This is a genomic window from Hamadaea flava, from assembly GCF_024172085.1.
Taxonomy (GTDB): Bacteria; Actinomycetota; Actinomycetes; order Mycobacteriales; family Micromonosporaceae; genus Hamadaea; species Hamadaea flava.
Genome location: NZ_JAMZDZ010000001.1, coordinates 5,397,507 through 5,423,315 on the forward strand (window position 1 = coordinate 5,397,507; position 25,809 = coordinate 5,423,315).

At 71.1% G+C, this 25,809-nt stretch carries 17 protein-coding genes; 5 read left to right on the forward strand and 12 right to left on the reverse strand.

Annotation, left to right across the window (positions count from 1 at the left end; all coding sequences use genetic code 11):
• Window positions 1–13 precede the first annotated feature (13 nt).
• From galT to HDA40_RS25470, 3 genes are all read right to left on the reverse strand, one after another.
• Window positions 14–1,141, reverse strand: a complete 1,128-nt coding sequence (galT, locus tag HDA40_RS25460) for a galactose-1-phosphate uridylyltransferase (protein WP_253760076.1) — start codon at window positions 1,139–1,141, stop codon at window positions 14–16.
• A 95-nt stretch (window positions 1,142–1,236) separates the two neighbouring features.
• The gene (locus HDA40_RS25465; protein ID WP_253763805.1) at window positions 1,237–1,992 is read right to left on the reverse strand and encodes a DeoR/GlpR family DNA-binding transcription regulator; all 756 of its coding nucleotides are present in this window, start codon (window positions 1,990–1,992) and stop codon (window positions 1,237–1,239) included.
• Between the two features lie 157 nt (window positions 1,993–2,149).
• A complete protein-coding gene (locus HDA40_RS25470) occupies window positions 2,150–3,001 on the reverse strand; it encodes a WecB/TagA/CpsF family glycosyltransferase (protein ID WP_253760077.1) in 852 nt (283 codons plus the stop codon).
• Between the two features lie 89 nt (window positions 3,002–3,090).
• Between HDA40_RS25470 and HDA40_RS25475 the strand changes: the two genes are divergently transcribed.
• The 3 genes from HDA40_RS25475 to HDA40_RS25485 all read left to right on the forward strand — a co-directional run bounded on the left by HDA40_RS25475 (window position 3,091) and on the right by HDA40_RS25485 (window position 5,998).
• Complete coding sequence (locus tag HDA40_RS25475; protein WP_253760078.1) at window positions 3,091–4,032, forward strand: sulfotransferase; 942 nt, start codon at window positions 3,091–3,093, stop codon at window positions 4,030–4,032.
• On the forward strand, window positions 4,029–4,949 hold the full coding sequence (locus HDA40_RS25480) for a glycosyltransferase family 2 protein (RefSeq protein ID WP_253760079.1): 921 nt from the start codon (window positions 4,029–4,031) through the stop codon (window positions 4,947–4,949). Before HDA40_RS25475 ends, HDA40_RS25480 begins: the two co-directional genes overlap by 4 nt.
• A 140-nt stretch (window positions 4,950–5,089) precedes the next feature.
• Complete coding sequence (locus HDA40_RS25485) at window positions 5,090–5,998, forward strand: hypothetical protein (RefSeq protein ID WP_253760080.1); 909 nt, start codon at window positions 5,090–5,092, stop codon at window positions 5,996–5,998.
• A gap of 147 nt (window positions 5,999–6,145) precedes the next feature.
• Here the strand turns inward: HDA40_RS25485 and HDA40_RS25490 are convergent, their stop codons facing one another.
• From HDA40_RS25490 to HDA40_RS25520, 7 genes are all read right to left on the reverse strand, one after another.
• Complete coding sequence (locus tag HDA40_RS25490) at window positions 6,146–7,105, reverse strand: glycoside hydrolase family 26 protein (protein ID WP_253760081.1); 960 nt, start codon at window positions 7,103–7,105, stop codon at window positions 6,146–6,148.
• Entirely contained in the window at window positions 7,102–8,163 is a 1,062-nt protein-coding gene (locus tag HDA40_RS25495) for a hypothetical protein (protein ID WP_253760082.1), read from the reverse strand. The genes HDA40_RS25490 and HDA40_RS25495 overlap by 4 nt, the downstream gene beginning before the upstream one ends.
• A gap of 18 nt (window positions 8,164–8,181) precedes the next feature.
• Window positions 8,182–9,732 (reverse strand): lipopolysaccharide biosynthesis protein, encoded by a 1,551-nt coding sequence (locus HDA40_RS25500; protein WP_253760083.1) that lies wholly within the window; start codon window positions 9,730–9,732, stop codon window positions 8,182–8,184.
• Window positions 9,729–10,601, reverse strand: coding sequence for a sulfotransferase domain-containing protein (locus HDA40_RS25505; RefSeq protein WP_253760084.1), 873 nt, complete (start codon window positions 10,599–10,601; stop codon window positions 9,729–9,731). The genes HDA40_RS25500 and HDA40_RS25505 overlap by 4 nt, the downstream gene beginning before the upstream one ends.
• Window positions 10,598–11,848, reverse strand: a complete 1,251-nt coding sequence (locus tag HDA40_RS25510; protein WP_253760085.1) for an aminoglycoside phosphotransferase family protein — start codon at window positions 11,846–11,848, stop codon at window positions 10,598–10,600. Before HDA40_RS25510 ends, HDA40_RS25505 begins: the two co-directional genes overlap by 4 nt.
• Window positions 11,845–13,161 carry a hypothetical protein gene (locus HDA40_RS25515; RefSeq protein ID WP_253760086.1) on the reverse strand — a complete coding sequence of 439 codons (1,317 nt, stop codon included), beginning with the start codon at window positions 13,159–13,161 and terminating at the stop codon, window positions 11,845–11,847. The genes HDA40_RS25510 and HDA40_RS25515 overlap by 4 nt, the downstream gene beginning before the upstream one ends.
• 122 nt (window positions 13,162–13,283) lie before the next feature.
• Window positions 13,284–14,993: a Wzz/FepE/Etk N-terminal domain-containing protein gene (locus tag HDA40_RS25520; RefSeq protein WP_253760087.1), complete on the reverse strand. Its 1,710-nt coding sequence runs from the start codon at window positions 14,991–14,993 to the stop codon at window positions 13,284–13,286.
• A gap of 257 nt (window positions 14,994–15,250) precedes the next feature.
• Here HDA40_RS25520 and HDA40_RS25525 point away from each other — a divergent pair, with 257 nt between their 5' ends.
• Window positions 15,251–17,494, forward strand: coding sequence for a glycoside hydrolase family 26 protein (locus HDA40_RS25525; protein ID WP_253760088.1), 2,244 nt, complete (start codon window positions 15,251–15,253; stop codon window positions 17,492–17,494).
• Here the strand turns inward: HDA40_RS25525 and cysC are convergent.
• Window positions 17,475–19,013 carry an adenylyl-sulfate kinase gene (gene cysC, locus HDA40_RS25530; protein WP_253760089.1) on the reverse strand — a complete coding sequence of 513 codons (1,539 nt, stop codon included), beginning with the start codon at window positions 19,011–19,013 and terminating at the stop codon, window positions 17,475–17,477. The two genes, HDA40_RS25525 and cysC, sit on opposite strands and share 20 nt — an antisense overlap.
• Before the next feature lie 107 nt (window positions 19,014–19,120).
• Entirely contained in the window at window positions 19,121–21,910 is a 2,790-nt protein-coding gene (gene ppc, locus HDA40_RS25535) for a phosphoenolpyruvate carboxylase (protein WP_372502957.1), read from the reverse strand.
• 275 nt (window positions 21,911–22,185) lie between these two features.
• On the opposite strand from ppc, the gene mfd reads away from it, so the two are divergent.
• Window positions 22,186–25,764: a transcription-repair coupling factor gene (gene mfd / locus HDA40_RS25540; RefSeq protein ID WP_253760090.1), complete on the forward strand. Its 3,579-nt coding sequence runs from the start codon at window positions 22,186–22,188 to the stop codon at window positions 25,762–25,764.
• Window positions 25,765–25,809: the final 45 nt, after the last annotated feature.

Here is a 25,809-nt window from a genome sequence, read left to right on the forward strand (position 1 = left end):
CACTAGCTGGGACCTACGACAAGGTCGCCTGCATTGCGGCACGGAGCGCAGCCGCGGCCTCCTCCGGCGGGATGTCGTTGACGAACGCGCCCATCGCCGACTCCGACCCGGCCAGGTACTTCAGCTTCCCCGGCCCGCGCCGGATGCTGAACAGCTGCAGGTGCAGATAGGCCAGCTCCCGGTCCTCGCGTACCGGTGCCTGATGCCAGGCCGCTATGTATGGCATGGCGCTGTGGAAGAGCGCGTCGAAACCGCGTACCAGTGAAAGCCACAGCGGGGCTGCGGCCTCGCGCTCCTCGTCGGACAGCGCGGCGAGGTCCGGGACCTGGCGGTGCGGCGCGAGATGGACCTCGAACGGCCAGCGCGCGAAGGCCGGCACGAAGGCGGTCCAGTGGTCGTTGCGCGCGAGCACGCGCGCACCGTCAGCGATCTCCGCGGCCAGGACGTCCGCGTAGAGGTTGCGGCCCGTGGCGGCGAGGTGGCGGCGCGCGGCCGCGAGATGCTGCCGGGTCCTCGGCGTCACATAGGGGTACGCATAAATCTGCCCGTGTGGATGGTGCATCGTGACACCGATCTCGACCCCGCGATTCTCGAAGCAGAAGACCTGCTCGACGCCCGGAACCTGGGACAGTTCGGCAGTACGCTGCGCCAGCGCCGCCAAGACGGTGCGCACCCGGCTCTCCGGCAGCTTGCCGAAGGACGACTCGTGGTCCGGCGTGAAGCAGACGACCTCACATCGGCCGACGCCGGGCCGGGTGCTCGGGTAGCCGTCGCTCAGGTCTGACCGCACTTCTGGCGGCTCGCCCGAGAGACTCCCCGGCTCGATCGCCGCGCTGGTGGAGAACGAGGGAAACCGGTTCTCGAAGACCGCGACGTCGTAGTCGTCGGCCGGGATCTCCGTGAAATAGTCGGGCTTCGACGGGCAGAGCGGGCACTCGCTGGTCGGGGGGAGCAGCGGGCGACCCTGGCGGCTGCTCGCGATCGCCACCCACTCCTCGGTCAACGGGTCGCGCCGCAGCTGGGTCGGCGCGGGGGGCGCGGCCAGATCCCGCTGGTCCACCGAGGCGCGTACGGCGTCGTCGGCCTCGTCGAAGTAGATCAGCTCCCGGCCGTCGGCCAAGCGGATCGAGGTGTGCTTCATCTTTTCCTTCACATGATCTCGGCGTGCGCTTCACATGGTCTCGGGGCGCGCTTCGCATGGTCTCGGCGTGCGCTTCATACGATCTCGCGTGCGCTTCACACGATCTCGGCGTGGGTGAGGGCTTCGCGAGCTTCGTCGGGCAGCTGATCATCGGTGACCAGCACGTGCGCCGCCGCGAGATCAGCGATCGTGGCGATGCCGACGACGTCCCACTTCGAGGAGTCGGCCACCACGACCGTCCGCCGGGCGGAGTCGATCAACGCCCGATCGGTCTCCGCCTCCAGCAGGTTCGGGGTGGTGAACCCGGCGCGGGCGCTCATCCCGTGTACGCCGAGGAACAACAGGTCGACGTGCAGGCTCCGGACCGCCGCGCTCGCGATCGGGCCCACCAACGCGTCCGACGGCGTACGCACACCGCCGGTCAGCACGACCGTCTGGTCCGGGCGGCCGGCGCGGTGGAAGAGATCGGCGACCGGGATCGAATTGGTCACCACCGTCAGGCCCTCGACCGCGGTCAACCGTTGGGCGAGCCGGGCGGTCGTCGTTCCGGCCGACAGCGCGATCGCCGTACCCGGCTGGACGAGCCCGGCGGCCTTCTCCGCGATCGCGTCCTTCTGCCGCTGATGCAGCTCGGCCTTGGCGGCGAACCCGGGCTCCTCGGTGGCCCCCGGCCGCAGCGCCGTCGCACCCCCATGCACCTTGAGGATCAGCCCACGATCGGACAACATCTCCAGGTCACGGCGAATCGTCATGTCCGACACGCCGAACCGGTCCACCAGGTCGGCCACGCGTACGCCCCCGGTCGAGCGGACCGCGTCGAGGATCGCGGACTGCCGCTGTGCCGCCAGCACTATCCCTTCACCCCGCTCCACACACTCGCACGTTTCCCAACACGTTCCAACATACACCCTCACGCGGCGGCACTGTCAGATGCAGATCACGGTTACGCGTGCTTCCGAGGCCCTCGGAAGCACGCGTAACCGTGATCTACAGGGAAAGCGAGCAGGGTTAGGGGCGGCGGAGGGCGGCGCCGGCCAGCAGGCGGACGGCGTACGGGGCGTCGTGCCGCAGGTAGCGTGAGGCGAGCCGCCGGGGTTCCTGGGCGAGCCGGTGCGCCCATTCCAGGCCGCTGCGCTGCATCCAGATCGGGGCGCGCTGCTGCTCGCCCGCGATGAAGTTGATCGCCGCGCCGCAGCCGAGGAACCAGGTCGACGGCAGGGCGTCGCGCAGGTCGGTGATCACCCGTTCCTGCCGGGGGAAGCCCAGGCCGACGAAGCAGACGTCCGGGCGTGCCGCGATGACGGCGTCCAGGACGGGGGCGTACTGGTCGGGGTCGGCGTCGAAGCCGAACGGTGGCGCGGCACAGCCCGCGATGATCAGGCCCGGGCAGGCGCCGGCGAGTTCGGCGGCCGCGCGGTGCGCTCCGTCGGCGCTGCGCCCGGCGACGCCCACGGCGGACGCCATGAGCAGCCAGTCGTCGCCCTCCTCCGGTTCGATCGCGGACGGCACCGGCGCGCCACCGAGGAGGTAGACCGATCCGGCGATGTCCCCGATCGCCTGCGAGACGGTCCAGATCAGGCTGGCGCCCGCGACCCGTTCGGGCAGCGGGTTTCCGGCGAGTTTGCTCGCCCACACCAGCGGCATGCCGTCGGCCACCACCAGGGTCGCATCGTCGAGGAAGCTGCGGACTTCGGCCGCGATGGGCCGGTCGCTGTCGGCGAGCCGCAGGATGTCCACGTTCGGGGTGACGATCCGGCCGCCTTCGCCCCGGCTCAGCGCCTCGACGACATGTGCGGCGACCTCTTCCTCGGTGATCGCGTCGAATTCCCGGCCGGCCAGTCTCACGCGCTCATTTCCCACGAAATTGGACAATAGCGGGTCAATCCCCGTGGATCAGTCGTTAACCGCAGTGACACACGAACCGACAAAACCGTGCAGGGGGTGCGCCGATGGCGCGGGTGATTTTCCTCGGCGGGCTGGGACGCAGCGGCACGACGCTGATCGAGCGCGTCCTCGGCGAGGTGCCGGGCATCTGCGCGGTCGGCGAGCTGGTCCATCTCTGGCAGCGCGACCTGCGTGACGACGAGAAATGCGCCTGCGGCAGCCACTTCTGGGGCTGCGACTTCTGGGAACGCGTCGGCATCGCGGCGTTCGGAGGCTGGCACCGGGTCGACGTGCATCGCGTACTCGCGCTGCGCGAGCTGGTCGAACGCACGCGCCACATCCCGCGCCTCGCGACTCGCGTGCCCGCCGGCTATGCCGATTTGGTACGCGAGTACGCCGACTACTACGTCCGCATCTACGAGGCAGCGGCCGCCGTCAGCGGAGCCGAGGTGATCGTGGATTCGTCGAAGCATTCCGCGCTCGCGCATGTGCTCCGCTATGCCACGCGGGTGGAACCAGCCCTCGATCTGCGGGTGCTGCATGTCGTGCGGGACGCGCGTGGGGTGGCGTACTCGTGGACGAAGAACGTGCTGCGGCCCGAGGCGGCCGCCGACGAGATGACCCGATACTCCCCGGCCCGCTCGGCTCTGCTGTGGACGGCGCACAACGCCGCGTTCTCGCTGCTCCGCCGCCGAGGCGTACGCGTACGCACCTTGCGCTACGAGGAGTTCCTCGCCGATCCGGAGGCCACCCTGCGACGGCTGGTCACGTTCGCCGGGCTCGACCCGTCGGCGGTGGACCTCGGCTGGCTGGAACGGGACCAGGTGACGCTGAGCGTGTCGCACAGCGCCGCGGGGAACCCGATGCGGTTCACCACCGGACTTGTTCCGCTGCAACGCGACGACGCCTGGCGTACGCACCTCGCGCCGAGACAGCGGGCCGTCGTGAACGCCGTCTGCGCGCCGATGCTGAAGGCGTACGGGTACGAGCTGGGGGTCAAGCGATGACGACCTGGCCCTCGGTGGACGTGGTGGTGCCGACCAGGGATCGGCCCGAACTGCTCACCCGTACGCTCAACGGCATTCTCGAGCAGGACTACGAAGGCCCGGTACGCATCCTCGTCGTCTACGACCAGGCCGAGCCCGACCCGTCCCGGGAATCCGCCGAGGACCGTCCGGTGACCGTGCTCTGCAATTCGCGTATTCCTGGATTGGCGGGAGCCCGGAACACCGGAATCCTGGCCTGTACCGCGGAGCTGGTTGCCTTTTGTGACGACGATGACGTGTGGGTGCCGAACAAGCTGCGGGACCAGGTGACGGCCCTGCGCCAGCACGCGGAGGCCGAGATGGTGACCTGCGCGATCGAGGTGCGGTACGCGGAGCGGCGCAGCATCCGACTGGCCGGGCGCGACCTGGTGACCGTCGACGACCTGGCGCGGTCGCGGATGGCGATGCTGCACTCCTCCGGCTTCCTGTTCCGGCGCGCGGCGCTCGTCGATCCCACCGGGCTGGGCCTGGTCGCGGAGGACGCGCCGGGCAGCCAGAACGAAGACTGGGACCTGCTGCTGCGGGCGGCGCGACGGCACCCGATCCTCCATGTCGACGAGCCACTCGTCCGGGTGCTCTGGGGCCGGAGTTCGTTCTACGCCTACGAGTACGCCACCAAGATCTCGTCGCTGCGCTGGATGATGGCCCGGCACCCCGAGATCAAAGGCTGCCCACCGGGCGCCGCCCGGGTCTACGGCCAGCTCGCCTGCTGGTCGGCGGCGGCGGGAAACCGGACCGACGCCTGGAAATGGACTCGGGAAACCGTACGCGCCAACTGGCGGGAACCGCGCGCCGCGATCGCGTTGGCGGCCCTTACCGGTGCCGTCCGCATCGAACGGGTCCTGAGCGCCCTCCACAAACACGGCCACGGCATCTGATTTTTTGGCTGCAGATCACGGTTGTGCATGCTTCCGGAGCCGTTGGAAGCATGCACAACCGTGATCTGCAGCTATCGGGGCTGGTCGGGGTTATCCACAGGGGGTGGTGGGGGAGGGCACGGCGGTGGCACCTTCGCGGGGTGCCTAGACGACCCACGATTCCGCCGGCGCTGCGCGGAGTGACGTTTCGCGGCAGCGCAGCGATGCGGGACGGCCTGCTGACGCGGGGTCAGCTCGCGAGTTCGGCCTGGCGACGGCTGTTCCGTGACGTCTACGTCCAGCGCTCGGTCGAGATCGACCATCGTGGACTCTGCGTCGCCGCTGTCGAGCACGTCCTGCCGTCTGCGGTCGTCACGGGTGCGTCGGCGGCCTATCTGCACGGCGTACGCCTGGTGGGGCCGGACGATCCCGTCGAACTGCTGACGCCGGCCCCGCACGGTCCCGTGCACGGCATCCGGCTGCATCACGGCCCACTCGATCCGGGAGATCTGGTCGAGGTCGACGGTCTTCGGGTGGCGAGCCCGACGCGTACGGTGTGGGACCTGGTTTGCCATCGCGACCTCGCGGACGCCGCGCGGTTCGTCGATCCGTTGTTGCGCCTCGGCCGGCTGACCGGCGACGACCTGGCCAAGTACGCGTGGGAGCACCGGGGCGAGCCGGGCTACCGGTTGATGGAGCAGATGGCAGAGCTAGCCGACGCCGGCTCGGAGTCACCCCAGGAATCGCGTACGTGCGTCGAACTCGTGCTCGCCGGAGTCCCGAAGCCGCGGACGCAGTACGTGATCCGGGACGGCGGACGGTTCGTGGCGCGGTCCGATCTGGCCTGGCCGGAATACCTGGTCGCGCTGGAGTACGACGGGTACGACTTTCATCATGACCGGTCGGATCTGTCACGTGACCGGGCGCGGCTCAACCGGCAGCTCATCGCCGGATGGCTGGTCATCCACGTCACCGGCGATCGGCTGCGACGAGATCTGCCGGGCGTGGTGGCGGAGGTGCTGGCCGCCCTCCGCTCCCGAGGCTGGCCCGGACCTCCTCGGCTGCCCTGACGGTCCCCCGGCGTTACGTGCAGACCACGCCTTCGGCGTTTACGTGCAGACCACGCCTTCGGCGATAGGTGCGGATCACGGTTGCGCATGCCTCCGGGGCCGTTGGAAGCATGCACAACCGTGATCCGCAGGAATCAAACGGAGGGGTCAGGGGAAGGCGGAGCGGAAGGTGGCGAACGCCGTCGCGTCGCCGGCCAGCCGGAACTGTCCTTTCTCCCCGTTGCCGTCCGGATCAGACTCGAAGTACGCCACTGCTTTGATCTGCGGCCAGCCCCGGACGAAGTCGCCGGCTTCCCGGATCCACCGCGTACGCACGGTGGGGCCCCACGTGCGGGCGACGCCGAACTCTCCGACGACGATGGGCTTGGGGTGCTGCGCCGCCCAGGTGAGGAACGGCGTGAGCAGGTCTTTCAGCGACGCGAACTTGCTCCCGGCGTACGCGTCGACGCAGACCCAGTCGACCGTGTCGTCGCCGGGGTAGTACGCGGCGGCTCGCCCGGCCGCGAAGCCTTCGGCGGTGGGGCACCACACCCAGGCGACGTTGCGTACGCCTTCTTCGGCGAACACGGCCCGGATGTGCCGCCACGCCGCGATGTAGTCTGCCGCGCTCCACATCGTGGCGGCCAGGTTCGGCCGGTCCATCTCCCAGCGGACGCGCAGCAGGACCGGGTCGCCGAAGCGGCGCAACTCCGCGGCCCGCGTACGCAGCTCCCGGTCGGTGTGGCCGAGGGTGATCGAGCGGGTGTCACCGGTGGCCCAGCTGAGCATGAGCGTGCTGCCCTTGCGGCCCAGCTGGCGGTCGCTGTAGGTGTCGAACGGCTCGTCGATCCGCCGGTACGTGTTGACGATCCGGAGGCGGCGGCCGAGCGACTCCTCGTATTGGCGTACCGCGGCGATCCGGCCGGCCTGGGTGAGCTGGGCCGGCCGGACCCACGCGCCGAGCCAGGCGCCGGTGGCGGGCGGAGTCACCGCGCCACCGGCGAACGGCCCGGGATGGGGCGCGACTTTGTCCAAGGCTGAGGGGGTCGGCGCCGGCTCGTCAGGCGGCGGTGAGCACGCCGTCAGAGCCAGCAGTCCGACCGCCACCACGGCGACGAAGCGCCTCACCAGCTCTCCGCGTCCGGGTCGCGCCGCGGCCGCTCGGACTCCTCGGCCGGCTCCGCTGCCGGCTCCACCGGGTGCGAGGACTCGGGCGAGACCGCGTGGGAAGGCTCGGGCGAGACCGCGTGGGAAGGCTCGGGCGAGACCGCGTGGGAGGACTCGGGCGAGCCCATCTGAGAGGGCTCGGGCGAGACCGCGTGGGAAGACTCGGGCGAGACCGCGTCTGACGACTCGGGCGAGACCAAGTGGGAGGACCCAGGCGAGCGCGGCTGCTCGGACGCGGACGGCGCGAGATCGCCGCTGGCCAGACTGCCCAAGGTCGGACGGGTACGCCGGGCGATGTAGAGGACGTTGACGGAGTACCGGCCGGCGAGGCCGACCCGGGTGGCCAGGTCGTCCACGAACTGGGCGATCGGGCGCAGCCAGCGGCGGCCGTACCAGCCCTGTGTGAACAGGGCGAAGCCGCGCTGCTCGACGATGGTGAAGCCGTGCCGGTCGAGGATCGTGGCCACGTCGTCGTGCGACAGCTCGGAGAACCAGGGCTTCGCACCGTGCCGGCGGTGCCGCAGGTGCCGCAGCGAGTGGGCGTTGCCGTGGTTCTCCACGACGAGGAGCCCGGCGTCGTAGTGCGGCAGGACCTGGGCCGCGAAGGCGATCGCCCGGTCGCGTACCACCTCGTCGACGTTGAGAAGCAGGCGGAACACCGTGACAAGGGCGGGAGCATCGGTCGGGACCGGGATCGGCACCGGGCCGGTCTCGTCGATCTGATGCATGACCGCGTACGCGCCGACCTCGTGCGCCTTGGTCAGCATGGCGGCGCTGGTGTCGTAGCCGTGCGCACCGCGCACCAGACCGTGCAGGATGCGGATGGCCCGGCCGGTGCCACAGGCGAAGTCGTGCTGAACCGGTCGCCGGTAGGGGAACGCCCGCCGGGCGAGGCCGCGCAGATACTCGCGCTGCCGCCGGTTGATCGCCGACCAGTAGCTGTCCGGGGCGTACACGATGTGCTCGTACTTCTCCACCGCCGCGGAGTCCTGGAAGATCTGGGTGTAATCGGTGCGCATGGTTCTCCTCGAGTGTTGTCAGACCCGCCGGCTCAATGGGGTCATAGGCAGGCGGCGGCGCAGCAGCACCACCCCCAGCAGGTACGCGACCGCCCCGGCTCCGATGGCCAGCCAAGGCGGGGACGCGTGCAGCGCGACCGGCACCGCGCCGAAGCTGACGGAGGTCAGCAGCACGGCGGCGAGGGTGTCGCCGCCGAAGGGGTGCAGCCGCATCGTGACCACGATCTGGGCGAGGGGCAGCAGGTTGTTCACGGCGACCGCGCAGGCCAGCCCGAGAGCGGCGCCGACGATCCCGAGCGCCGGGATGAGGAGAAGATCCACAGCGACCATCGCGATCAGGGCCGCGAGAACGTTGACGAGGTTCCAGACGGTTCGGCCGCCCATGGCGAGCACCATGTCGACCATCCCGCAGCCGGTGGCCAGCAGCATCACCAACGCCAGTACGCGTACCACCGGGGCGGCCTGCCGGTAGTGCGTGCCGAACAGGCCGAGGTAGTCCCCGGCGTACTGGAGGATCGTCAGGTGCAGCGGCCAGGAGGTGAGGATGAGCCAGCCGGTCGCGGTCTGATACAGCCGCCGCGCGGTGGGCAGGTCGCCGACCGCGAGTGCCTCGGCCAACCGGGGCTGCACCGCCTGCGAGATGGCGCCGTTGGCGAGCTGGCCGACGACGACGAACCGCCCCGCGACGGAGTACGCCGCCGCGGCGGCCAGCCCGGCGAGCGCGGCGACCAGCAGCACGTCGATGCGTTGCAGGGCGGTCTGGGCGACGTTGGCGAGAGCGCGGGGCGCGGTGAACCGCCAGAACCGCCACCCCATCCCGTCCGCTGCGGGTTTCCTGCGGATCAGGGATATCCAGGCGATCACGGCCGCTTTTGACATGCGTATCCGTGATCTGCTGCCCAATGGATTGGCCAGGCGCCAGAGGAGGTAGCCGGCGGCGACGCAGACCGGCAGGTACGGCCCGGCCCACGCGACGGCCCAGACGGCCACCGGTGCGCCGACGAGGAAGACCAGGCCCAGCAGGACCAGTTGCAACGCCGGCCGGGTGATCTTCTCCAGCAGCACGGTCGGGCGCATCTGCCGGTAGCCGCGGGTCGCGGCCAGCAATGCGTCGGCGAGCGCGGCGAGCGGCAGGAAGAACGCGAGCGCCCGCAGCGGTCCGGCGTACTCCGGGGTCAGCACGGGGGCCAGCCAGAAGGTGACCCCCGTGAGCACCAGTCCCGCGAGGAACACCGGTGGCAGGGCGACCCGCAGGCACGCCCCGATCAGCTCCGGTGTGGACAGTGCGCGCAGCCGGGCCGGCCAGTACACCAGCCCGGTCACCGTCCCCAGCCGGGCCACCCCACCCACCAGCGTGAACGCGGCCGTGGCCGCGAAGAACGAACCCGCCTGCTCGGCCCCCAGTCCGCGCGCGACCAGCCAGGTCACGCCGAGGCCCGCGACCCCGGCCAGGCCCGCGCCCAGCAGGTTCGCGACGCCGCCGCGCGCGGTCGAGGTCAGCGCGTCCCGGTGCGAACCAGCTCCGCGTTGCGAGGGCGCCTGGGTGCGAGTCGGGTTCTCCGTGGTCATGCTCGCCAGGCAGGCGTACGCCCAAGCCAGGCGGTCAGGGCCGCATCGTGTGGTGCGAAGTGCGCGCGGAGCTCCGCGTGGATCTCGTCGGGCAGTTCGGTCTCCCGGGGCCGAGCGTTGTGCTGCTCGAATTCGGGGAAGCCCAGGTGCGGCAGGCCGAGGAAGTTCTGCACTCGTTCGTAGACCGTCTTCGGGTCGGTGAAGAACTCTTCGGCCTCCTGGACGAGGATGCTGTCCCGGCCGAGCTGATGCGCCAACTGCTCCAGCGCGATGGCGTACTCGCCTCGGGCCCGGTACGCGTGGTGCTGATGGGCGAACGAGTACGCGAACGGGTCGGCGGTCAGCCGGGCCTGCTGGCCCCGCAGCCGGCTCGTTTCGAGGGAGAGCGCGCGGGCGAAGTCGGCCTCGAGCTCGAAGCCCCGTGCCACTTCATGTGCGTGTTGCGAGTGCGCCCGCTCGACCGGGTCGCGGACGAGCACGATCACGCGTACGCCAGGCAGGTCGCGCGCGATCCGGGCGGCCGCGTGCGGGTGGTAGAGGTAGTACGGGCTCGACTCGAAGGTCTGCCCCGGATAGCCGTGTTCGTCGAGCAGCCGCTCGGCCGCCCGGCGCAGCGGGAAGTGGGCGCGGTACCAGTCCGGCCCGCGGTGGTAGTTCGTGTCGAAGTAGTGCACTCCCTTGTGCAGCACCGCCTTGAGGATCAGCGGATGCTGCGAGAGCGCGCGGTAGAGCGACGTGGTTCCGCAGCGCTGCCCGCCGCAGATCAGGAACGAGGGCAGCATGCGGGAGCCGGCGGTGAGCCGGCCGAACGAGCGGGATCCGGCGTGGATGATGCGTTTGACGGGTTCGGGCACGGTGCTGGAGTTCACGTCAGCCTCCGGACGCGGTCGATGAGCACGGGAAGCAGCCAGGTTCCGAGGACGCCGAGGCGCGCACCCGCCTCGGCCTGGCGGTCGGCCAGATAACGGGCGGCGAGGTCCACGAGGTAGAGCAGCGCGGTGACCTCGCGCCCGTCGGGGATCACGTCGAATGGATCGAGCAGTGTGGACGCCTGGGCGACCACGTCGGCCACGCAGGCACGCGCGTCGGCGTCGGACTGGATGCGGCGTTGCAGCTCGTAGTGGAGGGCGTCGAAGCCCATCGGGACGCCCGGGGTGAACCGTTCCCAGTCCCACACCAGCACGTCGGACCCGTCGTCGCTGTCGACGCAGGCCATGTTCCAGGGCGCCCAGTCGCCGTGCCAGGCGCCGTAGGTCAGCGGTACGTCGCCGCTGCGGTCGATCAGGGTCCGTGCGGCGTCCAGCAGCGGCGCCCCGTCGGCGTGATCGGCCACCTGCACCAGGCGGTTGCGCAGGTCGGCCCAGTAAGGGCTGGTGGCCAGCCAGCCGCGGGTGGTCCCCACGGCACGGGCGACCTCCAGCATCGCGGTGGTCAGTCTTTCCGGCCCGAGTGGTACGCGATCCCGCCAGATCGGCAGCGCGGACTGCACCAGCACCTGGTGCCCGTGCCACTGCCCGGTGTGGAGGACCTGTGGAACGGAGACTTCCTTGAGGTCGATGTGGGACAACGCGGTCAGCGCCGCGGTCTCGGCCCGGACGAGCCGTCGGGTCAACGGGCCGGTCCCCAGCTTGGTGAAGCCGAAGGTACGCCCGGTCGGCGTGAGCAGTTGCAGGACCGGCTTCCGATTGGCCCGCGCCGGTCCGATGTGGATACTGATGCTGAGCGGCGCCTGCAGGTGCCGTTCCAGGTAGCTGTCGATGGAGTCGGCCCCGGGCGACGGTGCGTTGATGCGTACGCGGTCACGCAGGAGCGCCGGCCACGCCCCGGTGCGCAGCGCCGCCACGACGGCGTCCCGTTTGAGCTTGGCGAGCCGGGTCTGCGGCTCGGCGAATCGGCGTACGGCCGCGGCGGCGACCCGCCGGGACCCCATCGGGATCAACAGCTTCGGCCGCCGCGCGTGCGGCACGACGAGATACTCCGCGACTCGGTCCGGTCCGTCGCCGGTGAGCGAACAGGGCGCCGGATACAGCAGGTCGAGGACTTCGGCGAGGTACTGATGGCGTAGTTGGGCGTCGGCCGCGGTCAGCTGGGCCGGAGCGGTGGTCACCGGGCTCATGCGTCACCCCGATCAGAGTTCGTTTTCGGGAGGGTTGCGCGCCAGAGCAGCGCGTAGGCCAGGAAGGTGAAGGCCAGCGGGGTGACCAGCGAGTTGTACCAGAACATCGCGACGAAGGTCCCCACGATCGCGGCCTGGCCCGCGATCCCGATCGGCGTGCGGTCGCGGCGGAACCGCCACAGCCCGTAGCCGAAGAAGCCCAGGTATCCGACGGCACCGACGGCGCCATGAGCGAACAGCAGCTGCCACAGCTGCCCGTTGCCGCCGACGGTGAAGTTGCCGCAGCGTTCGCAGGCAGCACTCTCGCCGACCGTGATCGACTGCCGGCCGCCGAGCGTGTTGCGCGTCGACCCGAACCCGACCAGCGGGGACTGCCGGAACCCGTCCAGCGCCCGCTCAGTCAGATACATGCGTACGCCGTTGGACTTGCCGTTCTCCAGGCGTTTGGTGACGACGTCGCCCAGCGGCGTCACCGCCAGCACCCCGGCCAGCGCGGCGGCGGCGCCCGCCCCGGCCAGCAGCATGCCCGACCGGCCCGCCTGCGCCTGGCGTACCGCCACGTAGGCGAGCGTGACCCCGAGCCCGATCCACAGGCCCCGATTGAGCGAGTGGACGACCGGCACGGCCGCGACCACCAGCAGGGCGAGCGCCGCGGTCTTGACCCGCCGCGGGGCTGCCGTGCGGACCGCGACGGCGAACCAGACGACGAGCAGGCAGAAGTTGTTGCCCCAGGTGTTCGTGTAACCCCACGGCGCGGCCGGGCGGGGCTGGGGGTCGCCGACGAGGTCCATGATCTGCGCGGCGTAGGGGTGGACCAGCGACTTGATGAAGCCCTTGCCGCGCACACCCGGTGGGAGCAGCAGCTCGACCGGCGAGGTGAAGCTGAAGTGCCCGGCGAAGGTGCCGAGCAGTCCACCCGCGACGGTGACCACGAACAGCCAGGCCAGCAGTTTGACCAGGCGCGTCTGGGAGAGCGCGCCGGTCGGCAGGTTACCGGCGTAGATCAATAGGACGGTCAGCGAGACGTACTCGACCAGACGGAAGGCGACGCCGCTGACCCGCTCGGCCGCGCCCGCCTGGACCACGCCGTCCGGGTCGGCCCCGAGCACGGCCACGCCGACGATCACCGCGCCCAGGAAGAGCAGCCAGAAGGGAAAACCGGGCGGCAGCTTGACCGCCTCGCCGCGCCGGTGCTTCCGGACGAGTTGGACGACCATCGGGACGGCGAGGATCGGGAAGATCAGAACGCCGAGCCCGAGCGCCCACCACAGCGGATACAGGGCCAGCAGCGCCACCAACGGCCACGCGGACATGCTGGGCGCCTCGTCGCCGCCCCTGCCGCCCCTGTGCGCCGGATCAGGGTTCTCGGTCGAATCTTGACCCAAGATTCGACCTGGATCCCTGATCCAGTGCCCACGATCCGGGGCGACGACACTCACGCGGCGCCCTGCCCGGCGGCGGCGTCCAGCTCCGCCAGCTTCGTCTCGTCGATGCGCTCGAAGTGCTGGGTGTCCTCGACGAGAGCTGCGGACGGCGTCGGCCGGGGGGCCGGGGCGACCGCCGGCACCGAAGTGGGCACCTTGAGCCGGGGTACGACCACCGCTCCGAGCAGCACCGTCCCGACCCGCCGCAGCTGTTCGGCGGCGTCGAGGACCTGCGGGTAGCGCGTACGCCGGAGTTCGATCGCGACGATGGCCGCGTCGGCCACGCCGGCCAGGCTCTGCGCGTCCGCACTGGCCTCGGCCGACGGGGCCTCGATGATCAGGTAATCGCACTGCGTACGCAGGTGGGCGACGATGTCCCGCAGTGCCTGCGACTGCAACAGCCCGGCCGCGCTGGCGGTCGCGCCGGTGGCGAGCACCCGCAGATGAGGCGTACGCGGAGCGCGCTGCAACGCGGTGGACAGCGCGACCCGGCCGCAGATGACGTCGGACAACCCCGGGGTCGGCTGCACCCCGACCAGGCCGGCCAGTGGCGCGACGCCGACGAGCAGGTCCGGCAGGTGCGCGCCGACGAGCACGACTTCGCTGCCCGTACGCGCGAGCGCGGTCGCGAGGTTGGCCGCGACGAGGGTGGCCGACGGTCCCCGGCTGGCCCCGGTCACCACGACCGCCCGGCCGAGCGCGGTTTCGGCAGCCGGCTGCGTTCCGGACGGCTCGCGTAGGCGCTCACCGGCGGGGACGACGGCCGAGATCGCCGCGACGACCTCGTTCCGCAGCCGGTTGAAGATCCGGCCGCCGCTGCCGTACGGGGGGAAGACGTCGTCCAGCCGCGGCTTGGCGCGCCCGGTCACCTCGGCGAGCACCGGCACGTCGGCGCGACGCCAGACGTCACCCGCCCGGCGTACGCGCCGGTCGAGGCGATGCCGCAGGGCCGCGGCCAGCAACCCGAGCAACGCGCCGAGCACGGCGCCACCGGCCAGATTGATCTTCAGATCCGGCTTGCGCGGCCGGTTGGGCAGACCGGCGTCGCTGATGATCCGGCCCGCGCTCACCGCCGTCGTCGACAGCCCGTTGAGCTTGCCGTTCAGCTGGTTGATCTGGGCCTGGAGGGTGGCTCGCTGGCTGTCCAGGGTGGGCCGGTTCGGGGCGTCGCCGGACTGCTTGCCCAGCTTGACGATCACCTGGCCGAGCTGCGTCGACAGCTGCTTGAGCTTGGCGTTGAGCGCCTTGATCTGGCTGTCCAGGTCGTAGTGCGCGTTCGCGTCCCGGCTGCGCAGGTACGCCTCCGCGAACGCGTGCGAACCGGCCTGGGCCAGCTCCGGCGTACGCGCGGCGTACTTGATCTGCAGGACGGTGGTGTTCGGCGGAACCTCCACCGACACGCTGCGGGAGAGGTTCCGCGGGTCGACGTGCGTACGCAGCAGCTCGGCGGCGGTCGTGGCGACCTGGGTCGAGCGCACCAACTGCGCCTCGGTGTCGAGGTTGATCTCGCCCTTGGTCCGGCCACCGGCCGCGTTCGCGTCCCCACCCGACGGCTGGACCAGCACCGACGTGCTCGACACGTACTCGCGCGGCAGCGTACGGGTGACGGCGGCGGCGCCCGCCACCCCGACGGCGGTCAGGAGCAGGACGACCCACCAGTGCCGACGGACCAGCCCGAGGTAGTCGGAGAGGTCCATCGACCCGGGATGAGCGGCGTCCATGGGCGGCCTTTCGCGTACGGGGTCGACGGGGTCGGGGAGAAGGAGGAGAGGCCCCTGAGAGGTAAACGGCACGGGCGGGCTGACGTAACTCCGGAAAACAGGCTGTATGTCCGGATTTGCTGGGCGTGTCGCTGCACGATTTCCGCGATGGGTCCACTTTTCTGGACGTTTACCCCTTTAAGCCACCACAGGTCGCGAATAGGATCAATAGCAGCAATCAGTGCGTTTCTCTCGACTGGCGGAGGGGAGGCACCGCGATGGTCAGGTCCGGCCATGGCAGGCGGTCCGCGCGGGTGGCGCTGCTCGCCGCCGCCGCGGTGACAGCGGCGACGACGATCGGGCTGCTCGGCGGCCGGGTTTCGGACCGGCCCCGGATCGTGCCGGTCGCGGAGGACGTCGCGGTCCGGGACTTCGCGCCCGCCTCGCTCGACACCCCCGAATCGCCCGCACCGACCGCTGCGCCTGCCGAGAGCGTGGACCTCCTGGCGGCCGGCGGCTGGGCCGGCGGCGCAGCGGTCAGCTACCTCAAGTTCCGCGTCGACCTGCCGGCCGGCGCCCCGCCCGCGCACGCCGAACTCTGGCTCGCCCGGCACAGCGGCCGCCTGCCCGGAATCGTCGAACTCAGCGTCGTCCCGTGGGCGGACTGGCGGGCCGGCCAGGTCACTGCGGGGTCCGCGCCCCGGCTCGGCCAGGTGGTCGGCTCCGTGTTCCCCACGGGATTCGAGACTGCGGTCCACTTCGACGTCACGAGCGTCCTCCGCGACTCCGGCGAGTACGCGTTCGCGGTGACCGCGCCGACAAGCGACGCGATCGGCCTGTTCGACGCCCAGGAGAGCCGGGCTAAACGGCCGCCGACGCTGACCCTGCAATGGAACACGGGACCCCGTCCGTCGGCGAGCCCGCTCAACCGGCTGCCCGGCTCGATGATCGTCGCGCCGCCGAGCACCGCCCTGCGCTACCTGCAGCTCCCGGGCTGGCTGCCGGAGGAGGCCGCGCCCTACTGGGCTCCGTCCACCGACGACGGTGCGTACGCCACCGCGAGTGCGACCGAAGAGCCGTCGCCGCCCCCGCCGCCCTTGCCGACCCCGGGCGACCCGGTGGCTACTCCAGCGCCGTCTCCCTCGGATTCGGCCGCACCTTCGTCGGAACCGACGCCGTCGGGGATGCCGTCGCCGTCTGTCCTGCCGTCGCCGACGGACTCGCCCGCGCCCTTGCCGTCCAACTCTCCGTCAGCGTCGGATCGGCCCAGCCCGTCGGGCTTGGCTAGCGTGTCGGTGTCGCCGAGCGCATCGGTGGCACCCAGTCCGTCGCGGTCGCCGAGTGCGTCGGTCTCACCGAATGCGTCGGGGTCCCCGGGCGCGCCGGTCTCACCGTCGGTCTCACCGAGCGCTTCGGGCTTGCCGAGCGCGTCCGCGTCGCCGAGCGCGTCCGCTTCGCAGGGGCCGTCGCCGAGCCCGAGCAGCAGCGGGCCGTCCGAACCCGACTGCCGCCTCGGCGACCGGGGCGTACCCGAGTGCGGGGTGCTCTGGGGCGTCGCGCCGGGGGCGCACACCTCGGTCAACCGGGCCAGCGCGTTGCGTACCTTCGAGAATCTGACCCAACGGCCGCAGGCGGTCTATCACGCGTACCACCGTGGAGACCAGATGTTCCCCACCGCCGAGGAGATCGGCGTGGCCCGGGATCCGCGCAGCCCGCGGATGCTCATGCTGAACTGGAAGCCGCTGAATGCCACCTGGCGGGAGATCGCGAACGGCGACCCCTGGTCCGACGACTATCTGGACCGGCTCGCCGCGCACATCAAGGCGACCTTTCCCGAGCAGTTCTTCTTCACGATGCACCACGAACCCGAGGACGACGTACGCGCGAATCCGCTGCTCGGGATGACCGCGCGGGACTACGCCGCCGCGTTCCGGTACGTGGTGCAGCGGCTGCGGGCCGACGGCGTCACGAACCTGATCTCGGTGGTCTGCTTCATGGCGTACATCCCGTGGAACACCAAGTCGTGGTTCCCCGATCTCTACCCGGGTGACGACGTCGTCGACTGGGTCGCCTGGGACGCGTACGCCTACAGCGATCCCGGTTACGGCTACGGCGACTTCGCCGAGATGATGAACCGGCGGTCGAGCGGCCATCCGGACTGGCCCGGCTTCTACACCTGGGCCGCGAAGCGGTTCCCGAAGAAGCCGCTGATGGTCGCCGAATGGGGGCTCTGGTACTCCGCGTTCAACCGTGGTCACCAGGCCGACTTCTTCCGCAGCGTCGGGCGGCAGATCGACCTGTTCCCCCGGGTCAAGGCGCTGATCTACTTCGAGACGCCGAGCAACCAGGCCGGCCGGGACTCCCGGGTGCATGCCACCGCCGACGGGCTGGCCGCGTACCGGGATCTGGGGAAGCTGCCGGTGTTCCGGGTCGAGCCGCCGCCAGAAGTGCGGTCGGCGGACCAGCGGCCCAAGGCGCCGAGCCCACCCAGCCCGACCGCGGTCAAGCCTCCGGGAGGCTGATCCAGCTGCCGTTGACGAGGTAGTCGAGGACCTCGTCGACGGCGTCCTCGACCGAACCCTGGCTCGTGTCGATGGTCAGCTCCGCGTCGGTGGGCGCCTCGTAGGGGTCGTCGATGCCGGTCATCCCGCGGATCAAGCCCGCCCGCGCCTTGGCGTACAGGCCTTTGCGGTCGCGCTTCTCGCAGACTTCCAGCGGCGTGGCGACGTGGACGAGGATGAAGTCCGCTCCGGCGGTGCGGGCCATCGCACGGGCTACCGCGCGGGCTGCCGCGTACGGCGCGATCGGGCAGGCGATGGCCACGCCGCCGTGCCGGGCCACTTCGGCGGCGACGAACCCGATCCGCCGGATGTTCAGGTCCCGGTCCTCTTTGCCGAAGCCCAGGCCCTTGCTCAGCTCCCGGCGGACGACGTCGCCGTCGAGCATCGTGATGCTGCGTTCGCCCTCCTCCCGCAGCACCTCGGCCACCCCATGTGCCACCGTGGACTTGCCGGAGCCGGACAGGCCGGTGAAGAACAGGACGAGACCACGTTGGCGCCGCGGCGGCCGGGCCTTGGCCAGCTCGCGGGCGACGCCCGGCGGCGTGTGCCACTCCGGCAGCGTCTCGCCGTCGTCGAGCAGTTGCGCGATCTCGTCCGGAGTCAGCGGCAGCCGCGCGAACCGCGGGTTCACGTCGTTGGCGTCGCGCCACTGACCGTCCCGCGTGTCGTACGCGAGCGCGCGGGGGACCAGTACGCGAGGACCCCGGCCGGCGATGGTCTCGGCAGTGGACAGCAGATGCGTGACCCCGTACGCCTCGGCGACCCGAGCCCGCAGCGCGCCGTCGGCGAACTGGTCCTCCCGCCGATGCAGCGGGATCGCCACCACCAACGGGTCCGGCAGGCGCTCGGCCGCAGCGAGTACGCAGCGCAGCAGGGCGTGCTGCTCCAACCCGTCCGGCCCCGGCTCGGCCACCGGCACCAGCAGCACGATCTGCGCGCTGAGCTGTCGTGCGGTGTGCAGCAGCTGGGCCAGTTGGGGCCGGTGCAACGGGCGGTCGGCGTAGAAGCCGAGGACGCGGCTGGCTCCCGCTCGATCCGGCGCCTCGGTCTGGCCGGCGTGGAGATGATGGCGAGCCTCGGCGGCGGACAGCCGATAGCGGTGGAAGGGCAGCCCGCCGTCGCCGTACGCGCGTACCGCCCCGGAGAGGTAGCTGTGCCCCGGTTTCCGGGCGGGCCAGCGCTCGGCGATGTGCAACGCGCCGACCGGTGCGCCCTCGGGGTCGGTCAGCACGACCGCCTTCGCCTCGGGGCGTACCGCCACGTCCGGGATGAGCAGCGTGATCAGCGGCCACACCCCGTCGTTGGGCAGCCGCCCGTGCTGCTCCACCGCGGCGCAGTCGGCCCGGCTCATGAACCCGTCCAGCGGTGCGTACGCCCCGGCGAGCAGCATCTGGAGGTCGGCCAGCTCGACCGGTTCGGGCGTGTGGGCGGGCGCGCTGGCCAGATCCTCGTCGGTGAGGGCCCACTCGAACCGGTCCACGTCGCCTCCTGTTCGTGCTGACTGCACTTTGGCGTCTCGGGCGAGGCATCCCCTGGCTCGCGTCGAGATGACTAGTGTGCCAGCTCGACCGTGGCACTGCGATCGGGCTAGCCGGTGTTGCGAAGACCGGCGGCGATGCCGTTGACCGTGGTGAGCAGTGCCCGCTCCAGCGTCGGATCGGTGCTCGGCGCTCGGCCACCGCCGGGCGTGGCGGCCGACCTGGTCCCGGTGTCTCGATACTGCCGCAACAACGCAACCTGGAGGTGGTGCAACGGCTCCAGATAGGTGTCCCGCACCGCCAGCGTCCGCGCCAGCACCGGCTGCGCCTCCAGCACGTGCGCCTCGCCGGTGATCGCCAGGACCTCCTCGACGGTACGCGCGTACTCCGCCTCGATCTTGCCGAAGATCGGCTGGAGCCGCTCCGGAACAAGTGCGGCGACATAGTTCCGCGCGATCGTCAGGTCGGTCTTGGTCAGCATCATCTCCACATTGGAGAGGAAGGTCCGGAAGAAGTGCCAGCGGGAGTGCGCGTCGGTCAGGGTGTCGAACAGTCCTGCCTCGCGTGCGGCGCGCAGGCCGGTGCCGACGCCGTACCAGCCGGGGACGATCTGGCGTGACTGCGTCCAGCCGAACACCCAGGGGATAGCCCGCAGGCCACCGAGCCCGGCGCCCGAGTCCGGCCGCTTCGCGGGGCGGGAGCCGATGTTCAACGCGCCGAGCAGCTCGGTCGGCGTGGCCGCCCAGAAGTACTCGGGGAGCAGCGGATCCTCGACGAGATCCCGGTACGCCCCGAAGGCCGCGTCGGACACGGCGTCCATCGCCGCGTCCCAGCGAGCCAGGTCTTCCTGCGGCTGCCGGGGCGCGGTGTGCAGCAGCGTCGCCTGCAGCACGGCGGCCACGGTCAGCTCCAGGTTCTCCCGGGCCAGCGCGGGCAGCGTGTACTTGTCGGAGATGACCTCGCCCTGCTCGGTCACCTTGATCGCGCCGTCGAGCGTGCCGTAGGGCTGGGCCAGGATCGCCTCGTGGGTCGGGCCGCCGCCGCGGCCGACGGTGCCGCCGCGGCCGTGGAACAGCCGCAGGCGTACGCCGTGCCGGGCGGCGACGTCCCGCAGGTCGCGCTGTGCCCGGTGGATGCCCCACTGGCTGGTGGTGATCCCGGCCTCCTTGTTGGAGTCGGAGTAGCCGAGCATCACCTCCTGCACGTCGCCGCGAGCGCGCACGACGGCCCGGTACGCCGGCAGCCGCAGCAGCTCGTCGAGGAGCCGCCCGCCGGCGGACAGCTCGGCCGGGGTCTCCAGCAGCGGCACGAGCCCGATCCGGGCCTTGGCGTTGTGCGGGTCGATCAGACCGGCCTCGCGGGCCAGGACGGCGGCGGCGAGCACGTCGTCGACGCCCTGCGTCATCGAGATGATGTACGACTCGATGACCTCCGGCCCGAATCGCTCCTGCGCGTCCCGGATGGTGCTGAAGACGTCGAACGTCTTGCGCGACCGGTCGCTCAGCGGGGTGTCGGCGTGCGACAGCGGGCGGCGGCTGTCCAGCTCCCGAGCCAGCAGCTCGGTCCGCTCCGCGCGGGACAGCCCCGCGTAGTCGGTGACCTCGCCCACGCTGGCGTAGAGCTGGGCGAGCACGGCGTGATGAGCCTCGGCGTGCTCGCGTACGTCCATCGTGGCCAGTCGCAGCCCGAACGCGCTCACGCGGCGGATGATGCTGGCCAGGGTGCCCGTCGCGGTCAGCTGCCCGGCGTTGCGCGCCAGCGACGCCCGCAGCAGTTCCAGGTCGGCGATCAGCCCGGACGAGCCGAGGTAGTCGCGCCCGTGCACGTGCGGCGTGCCCTTGGCCAGACGCTGCCGGGTGTTGGCGAGCTTGGCCTTGATCGCGCGCGCCTTCAGGCGGTACGGCTCCTCGGCGTTGACCCGGCGGAACCGGGCGTCCACCTCCGGCAGTGCGTCCAGGTCCTGGGCGAGGCTGGCCGACAGGTCCAGCGACACCGTACGCAGCCGCCGGGACACGCTGATCTCGTTGATCAGCTCGTCCATCGCCTCCTCGGTGGCCTGGATGCCGTGCTCGTGCTGGATGATCAGCACGTCCCGGGTGACCGCCGGGGTCACGAACGGGTTGCCGTCGCGGTCGCCGCCGATCCAGGTCCCGAAGGTGAGCGGCTGCCCGTTCGGCGCGCTCTCCACCCCCAGCGACCGGAGCGTCTCGGCGAGGTCGTCGAGCACCTGCGGGGCGGCGTCGGCGTACAGGTCGCGCAGGTAGTAGACGGCGTTGCGCGCCTCGTCGGTCGGGTCGGGCCGGTCGAGCCGCAGTTCGTCGGTCTGCCACAGCAGATCCAGCAGCTCGGCCAGCCGTCGGTCGGTCTTGGCGGTGACGTCGCCGCCATAGAGCACCGCCTCGGCCGCCTCGTTGTCGAGCTGGTCGGCGATGCTGCGGAGCTTGGTCAGGATCGACCGCCGGGCCGCCTCGGTCGGATGCGCGGTGAAGACCGGGCGTACCGCCAGGCGACGGGCGGCGGCGGCGATCTCGGCGGTCGGCACCTTCCGCTCGGCGATCATGGCGCCGGCCCGGTCGAGCCACCCGCCGTGCTTGGCTCGCTCGCGGCGCAGCTCCCGAGCCCGGTGCACCTGCTCGGTGACGTTGGCGAGGTGGAAGTAGGTGGAGAAGGCACGGGCCAGCTTCGTCCCGGTCGCGACGTCGAGCGCGCCCAGCTTGGCGGCGGCCGCCTCGGGATCGGTGCGGACCAGGGCGCGGACCTCTTCGACGAGGTCGAGCAGCGCCTGGCCCTCCTGGCGGGTCAGAGTCTGGCCGAGCAGCGTGCCGAGCCGTCGGATGTCAGCGCGCAGCGCTGCGTCGTCCTCATCGATCGCATCGATCGGGTGTCGAGCTTCGCTCACCGCGGTTCCTTCCAGGGTGCTGCCGCGCTGGCGCGAGGAGATCGCTTGCCGTCCCCGCAGCGCGCGCCTGAGAAACGGACGCCGCTGTCCTGGCCCGCATGTTACCTGCCCGAGATGTGTCCGGGCGCTGTGACGCCGCTCTCGGGCCCGCCTGTCGGCCGGTGAATGTAGGCTGGTGACCGAGCGTCCACCCCCCACCCGATTCGGGCGGGGGGCTAGTCGGCGTGGCCGAAACACGGTGCCCGACCTGGGGCCGAAATCTAGGGGGAAATGTCGTGAGGCTGGTCGGTCTGCTGGAGGCGGCCCTCGCCGACCCCGCTCTCGCCCGCGCCGGTGAGCTGGCCCGGGGCGCCGAGGACGTCGACGTCACCGCGCCGTCGGCGCTGCGGCCCTTCCTGGCGGCCACCGCCGCCCGGAACAAGTCGGTCCTCGCCGTCACGGCGACCAGCCGCGAGGCCGACGATCTGGCCGAGGCGCTGTCCTCGTTCCTGTCGCCGGACCAGGTCGCGGCCTACCCGAGCTGGGAGACGCTCCCGCACGAACGTCTGTCGCCCCGGTCCGACACCGTCGGCCGCCGGCTCGCGGTGCTGCGCCGGCTGGCTCACCCGGAACTGGAAGGCCCGCTCCGCGTCGTCGTGGCACCGGTACGCAGCCTGCTCCAGCCGCAGTTGAAAGGACTCGGCGACCTCATGCCGGTGGAGTTGTCCCCGGGCACGAGCGCCGATCTGGAGGAGGTCGCGCACCGGCTCAGCGACCTGGCGTACGCCCGGGTCGACCTGGTGACCAAGCGGGGCGAGTTCGCCGTCCGCGGTGGCCTGCTCGACGTCTTCCCGCCGACCGAGGAGCACCCGCTTCGGGTGGAGTTCTGGGGCGACGACGTGGAGGAGATCCGCTCCTTCGCCGTGGCCGACCAGCGCACCATCGAACCGGTGGACCGGCTGGTCGCGGTGCCGTGCCGGGAGCTGCTGCTGACCCCGGAGGTCCGGGGCCGGGCCGAGGAGTTGCTGGCGGAGCATCCCGAGCTGGCCGAGATCCTGGAGAAGCTGGCCGAGGGCATCCCGGTCGAGGGGATGGAGTCGCTCGCCCCGGCCCTGGCCGGCGACCACAGCATGGAGCTGCTCGCCGACTGCCTGCCCAGCGAGACGGTCGTCCTGCTCTGCGATCCCGAACGCATCCGCACCCGCGCGCATGACCTTGTGCGTACAAGTGAGGAGTTCTTGCAGGCCGGCTGGGCCGCGGCCGCGAGTGGCGGGCGAGCCCCGATCGACGTGGACGCCGCCGCCTTCAAGACGCTGGCCGAGGTACGCGGAGCCGCGCTTTCCCGCGGTCAGTCGTGGTGGTCGATCGCGCCGTTCGGGCTGGACTCGGGCGAGCCGGCGGCGGTCGACCAGACGCCGTGGCTCGACGTTCCCGAGACGGTGTCGGTCAGCGACGACACGACGACGCTGCTCACCCTGGGCGGGCAGGCCGCGCCGCTGTATCACGGCGACACCGCGCGGCTGCTCGACGACCTGACCGGCTGGCTACGTGACGGCTGGAAGGTGGCGCTGGTCTTCGAGGGCCACGGACCGGCTCAGCGGGCCGCCGAGGTGCTGCGTGACGCGGGCGTCGGCGCGCACGTGTCGGACGCGGCCGGCCTCGCCGCGGGCGAGCTGCTCATCACCACAGGCCCGCTGACGAGCGGCCTGGTCGACGAGACCGCCCAGGTCGCGATCGTGACCGGGACCGACATCTCGGGCGGCCGGGGAGCGTCCACGAAGGACATGCGCAAGATGCCGTCCCGGCGGCGCAACACGATCGACCCGCTGGAGCTGCGCGCCGGCGACTTCGTGGTGCACGAGCAGCACGGCATCGGCCGCTACGTCGAGCTGGTGCAGCGGCAGGTCAACGGGGCCGAGCGGGAATACCTGGTCATCGAGTACGCCCCGGCCAAGCGCGGCCAGCCGGGCGATCGGCTGTTCGTCCCCACCGACGCCCTCGACCAACTGTCCCGGTATGTCGGCGGCGAGCAGCCGACCCTGCACAAGATGGGCGGTTCGGACTGGCAGAAGGCCAAGGCTCGCGCGCGCAAGGCGGTCCGGGAGATCGCGGCCCAGCTCATTCAGCTGTACGCGGCGCGGCAGGGCGCCAGGGGACACGCGTTCGGCCTGGACACCCCGTGGCAGCGGGAGCTGGAGGACGCGTTCCCCTACACCGAGACGCCGGACCAGCTCGCCGCGATCGAAGAGGTCAAGGGCGACATGGAGAAGGCCGTGCCGATGGACCGCCTGATCTGCGGCGACGTCGGCTACGGCAAGACCGAGATCGCCGTACGCGCGGCGTTCAAGGCGGTGCAGGACGGCAAGCAGGTCGCCATCCTCGTCCCCACGACGCTGCTCGCCCAGCAGCACTTCAACACCTTCTCCGAGCGGATGGCCCAGTTCCCGGTGCAGATCCGGCAGCTGTCGCGGTTCCAGACCCCGTCGGAGTCCACGCGCACCATCGAGATGGCGTCCGAAGGCAGCGCCGACATCGTCATCGGCACCCACCGGCTGCTTCAGCAGGCCACCCGGTTCAAGCAGCTCGGCCTCGTCGTGGTGGACGAGGAGCAGCGGTTCGGGGTGGAGCACAAGGAACACCTCAAGTCGCTGCGGACCAATGTGGACGTTCTGACCATGTCGGCCACCCCGATTCCGCGTACGCTCGAAATGGCGATCACCGGCATCCGGGAGATGTCCACCATCGCCACCCCTCCGGAGGAGCGCCATCCCGTCCTGACCTACGTCGGGGCGTACGACGACAAGCAGGTCGCCGCCGCCATCCACCGGGAGCTGCTCCGCGACGGCCAGGTGTTCTACCTGCACAACCGGGTCGAGTCGATCGACAAGGCGGCCCGGCGCCTCCGGGAACTCGTCCCCGAGGCCCGCGTCGTCACCGCGCACGGCCAGATGGGCGAGGAAGCCCTCGAGAAGGTGATGATCGGCTTCTGGGAGAAGGAGTACGACGTCCTCGTGGCCACCACGATCATCGAGTCCGGCATCGACATCCCCAACGCCAACACCCTGATCCTCGAACGGGCCGACCTGCTCGGGCTGGCCCAGTTGCACCAGATCCGGGGTCGTGTCGGCCGTGGCCGCGAGCGGGCGTACGCGTACTTCCTGTATCCGCCGGAGAAGCCGCTGACCGAACACGCCCACGAACGGCTGGCGACCATCGCGCAGCACACCGAACTCGGCGCGGGCATGTATGTCGCGATGAAGGACCTGGAGATCCGCGGCGCGGGCAACCTCCTCGGCGGCGAACAGTCCGGCCACATCGAAGGCGTCGGCTTCGACCTCTACGTCCGGATGGTCGGCGACGCCGTCAAGGCGTTCAAGGGCGACGTCGGCGGCGAGGAGGACGAGGAGGCGACCGAGGTCAAGGTCGATCTGCCGGTCGACGCCCACCTGCCGGTCGACTACATCGAGGTCGAACGGCTGCGCCTGGAGATGTACCGGAAGATCGCCAACGCCCGGTCCGGCGAGGAACTCGACGCGGTCGTCGACGAACTCACCGACCGCTACGGGGAGCCGCCGGCGCCGGTCGTCAACCTGATCGCGGTCGCCCGGTTCCGGGCGCTGGCCCGGGCGTACGGGCTCAGCGAGGTGTCGGTACAAGGCAAGCACCTGCGGTTCTCGCCGCTGGAGCTGCCCGACAGCAAGCAGCTCCGGCTCAAGCGGTACCACCCGGACGCCGTCTACAAGCCCGCCACGTCCCAGGTGTCCGTGCCGCGCCCGACCACTCGGCGGATCGGCGGGGAGCCTCTGCGCGACCAGGCCCTGCTGGAGTGGTGTGCGCAGGCGCTGTCCGACGTTCTGGGGCCGCCTGCGGTTTAGCCCCTGCGAGCCTTGATCAGGGTCATTTCCATGTCGCTATGGCAC

Coding starts and splice junctions, on each gene's coding strand:
- HDA40_RS25515 (WP_253760086.1), bottom strand. CDS start 13,161: ATGTCCGCGTGGCCGTTGGTGGCGCTGCTGGCCCTGTATCCGCTGTGG.
- HDA40_RS25510 (WP_253760085.1), bottom strand. CDS start 11,848: ATGAGCCCGGTGACCACCGCTCCGGCCCAGCTGACCGCGGCCGACGCC.
- HDA40_RS25475 (WP_253760078.1), top strand. CDS start 3,091: ATGGCGCGGGTGATTTTCCTCGGCGGGCTGGGACGCAGCGGCACGACG.
- HDA40_RS25525 (WP_253760088.1), top strand. CDS start 15,251: ATGGTCAGGTCCGGCCATGGCAGGCGGTCCGCGCGGGTGGCGCTGCTC.
- HDA40_RS25495 (WP_253760082.1), bottom strand. CDS start 8,163: ATGCGCACCGATTACACCCAGATCTTCCAGGACTCCGCGGCGGTGGAG.
- galT (WP_253760076.1), bottom strand. CDS start 1,141: ATGAAGCACACCTCGATCCGCTTGGCCGACGGCCGGGAGCTGATCTAC.
- HDA40_RS25480 (WP_253760079.1), top strand. CDS start 4,029: ATGACGACCTGGCCCTCGGTGGACGTGGTGGTGCCGACCAGGGATCGG.
- HDA40_RS25520 (WP_253760087.1), bottom strand. CDS start 14,993: ATGGACGCCGCTCATCCCGGGTCGATGGACCTCTCCGACTACCTCGGG.
- HDA40_RS25500 (WP_253760083.1), bottom strand. CDS start 9,732: ATGACCACGGAGAACCCGACTCGCACCCAGGCGCCCTCGCAACGCGGA.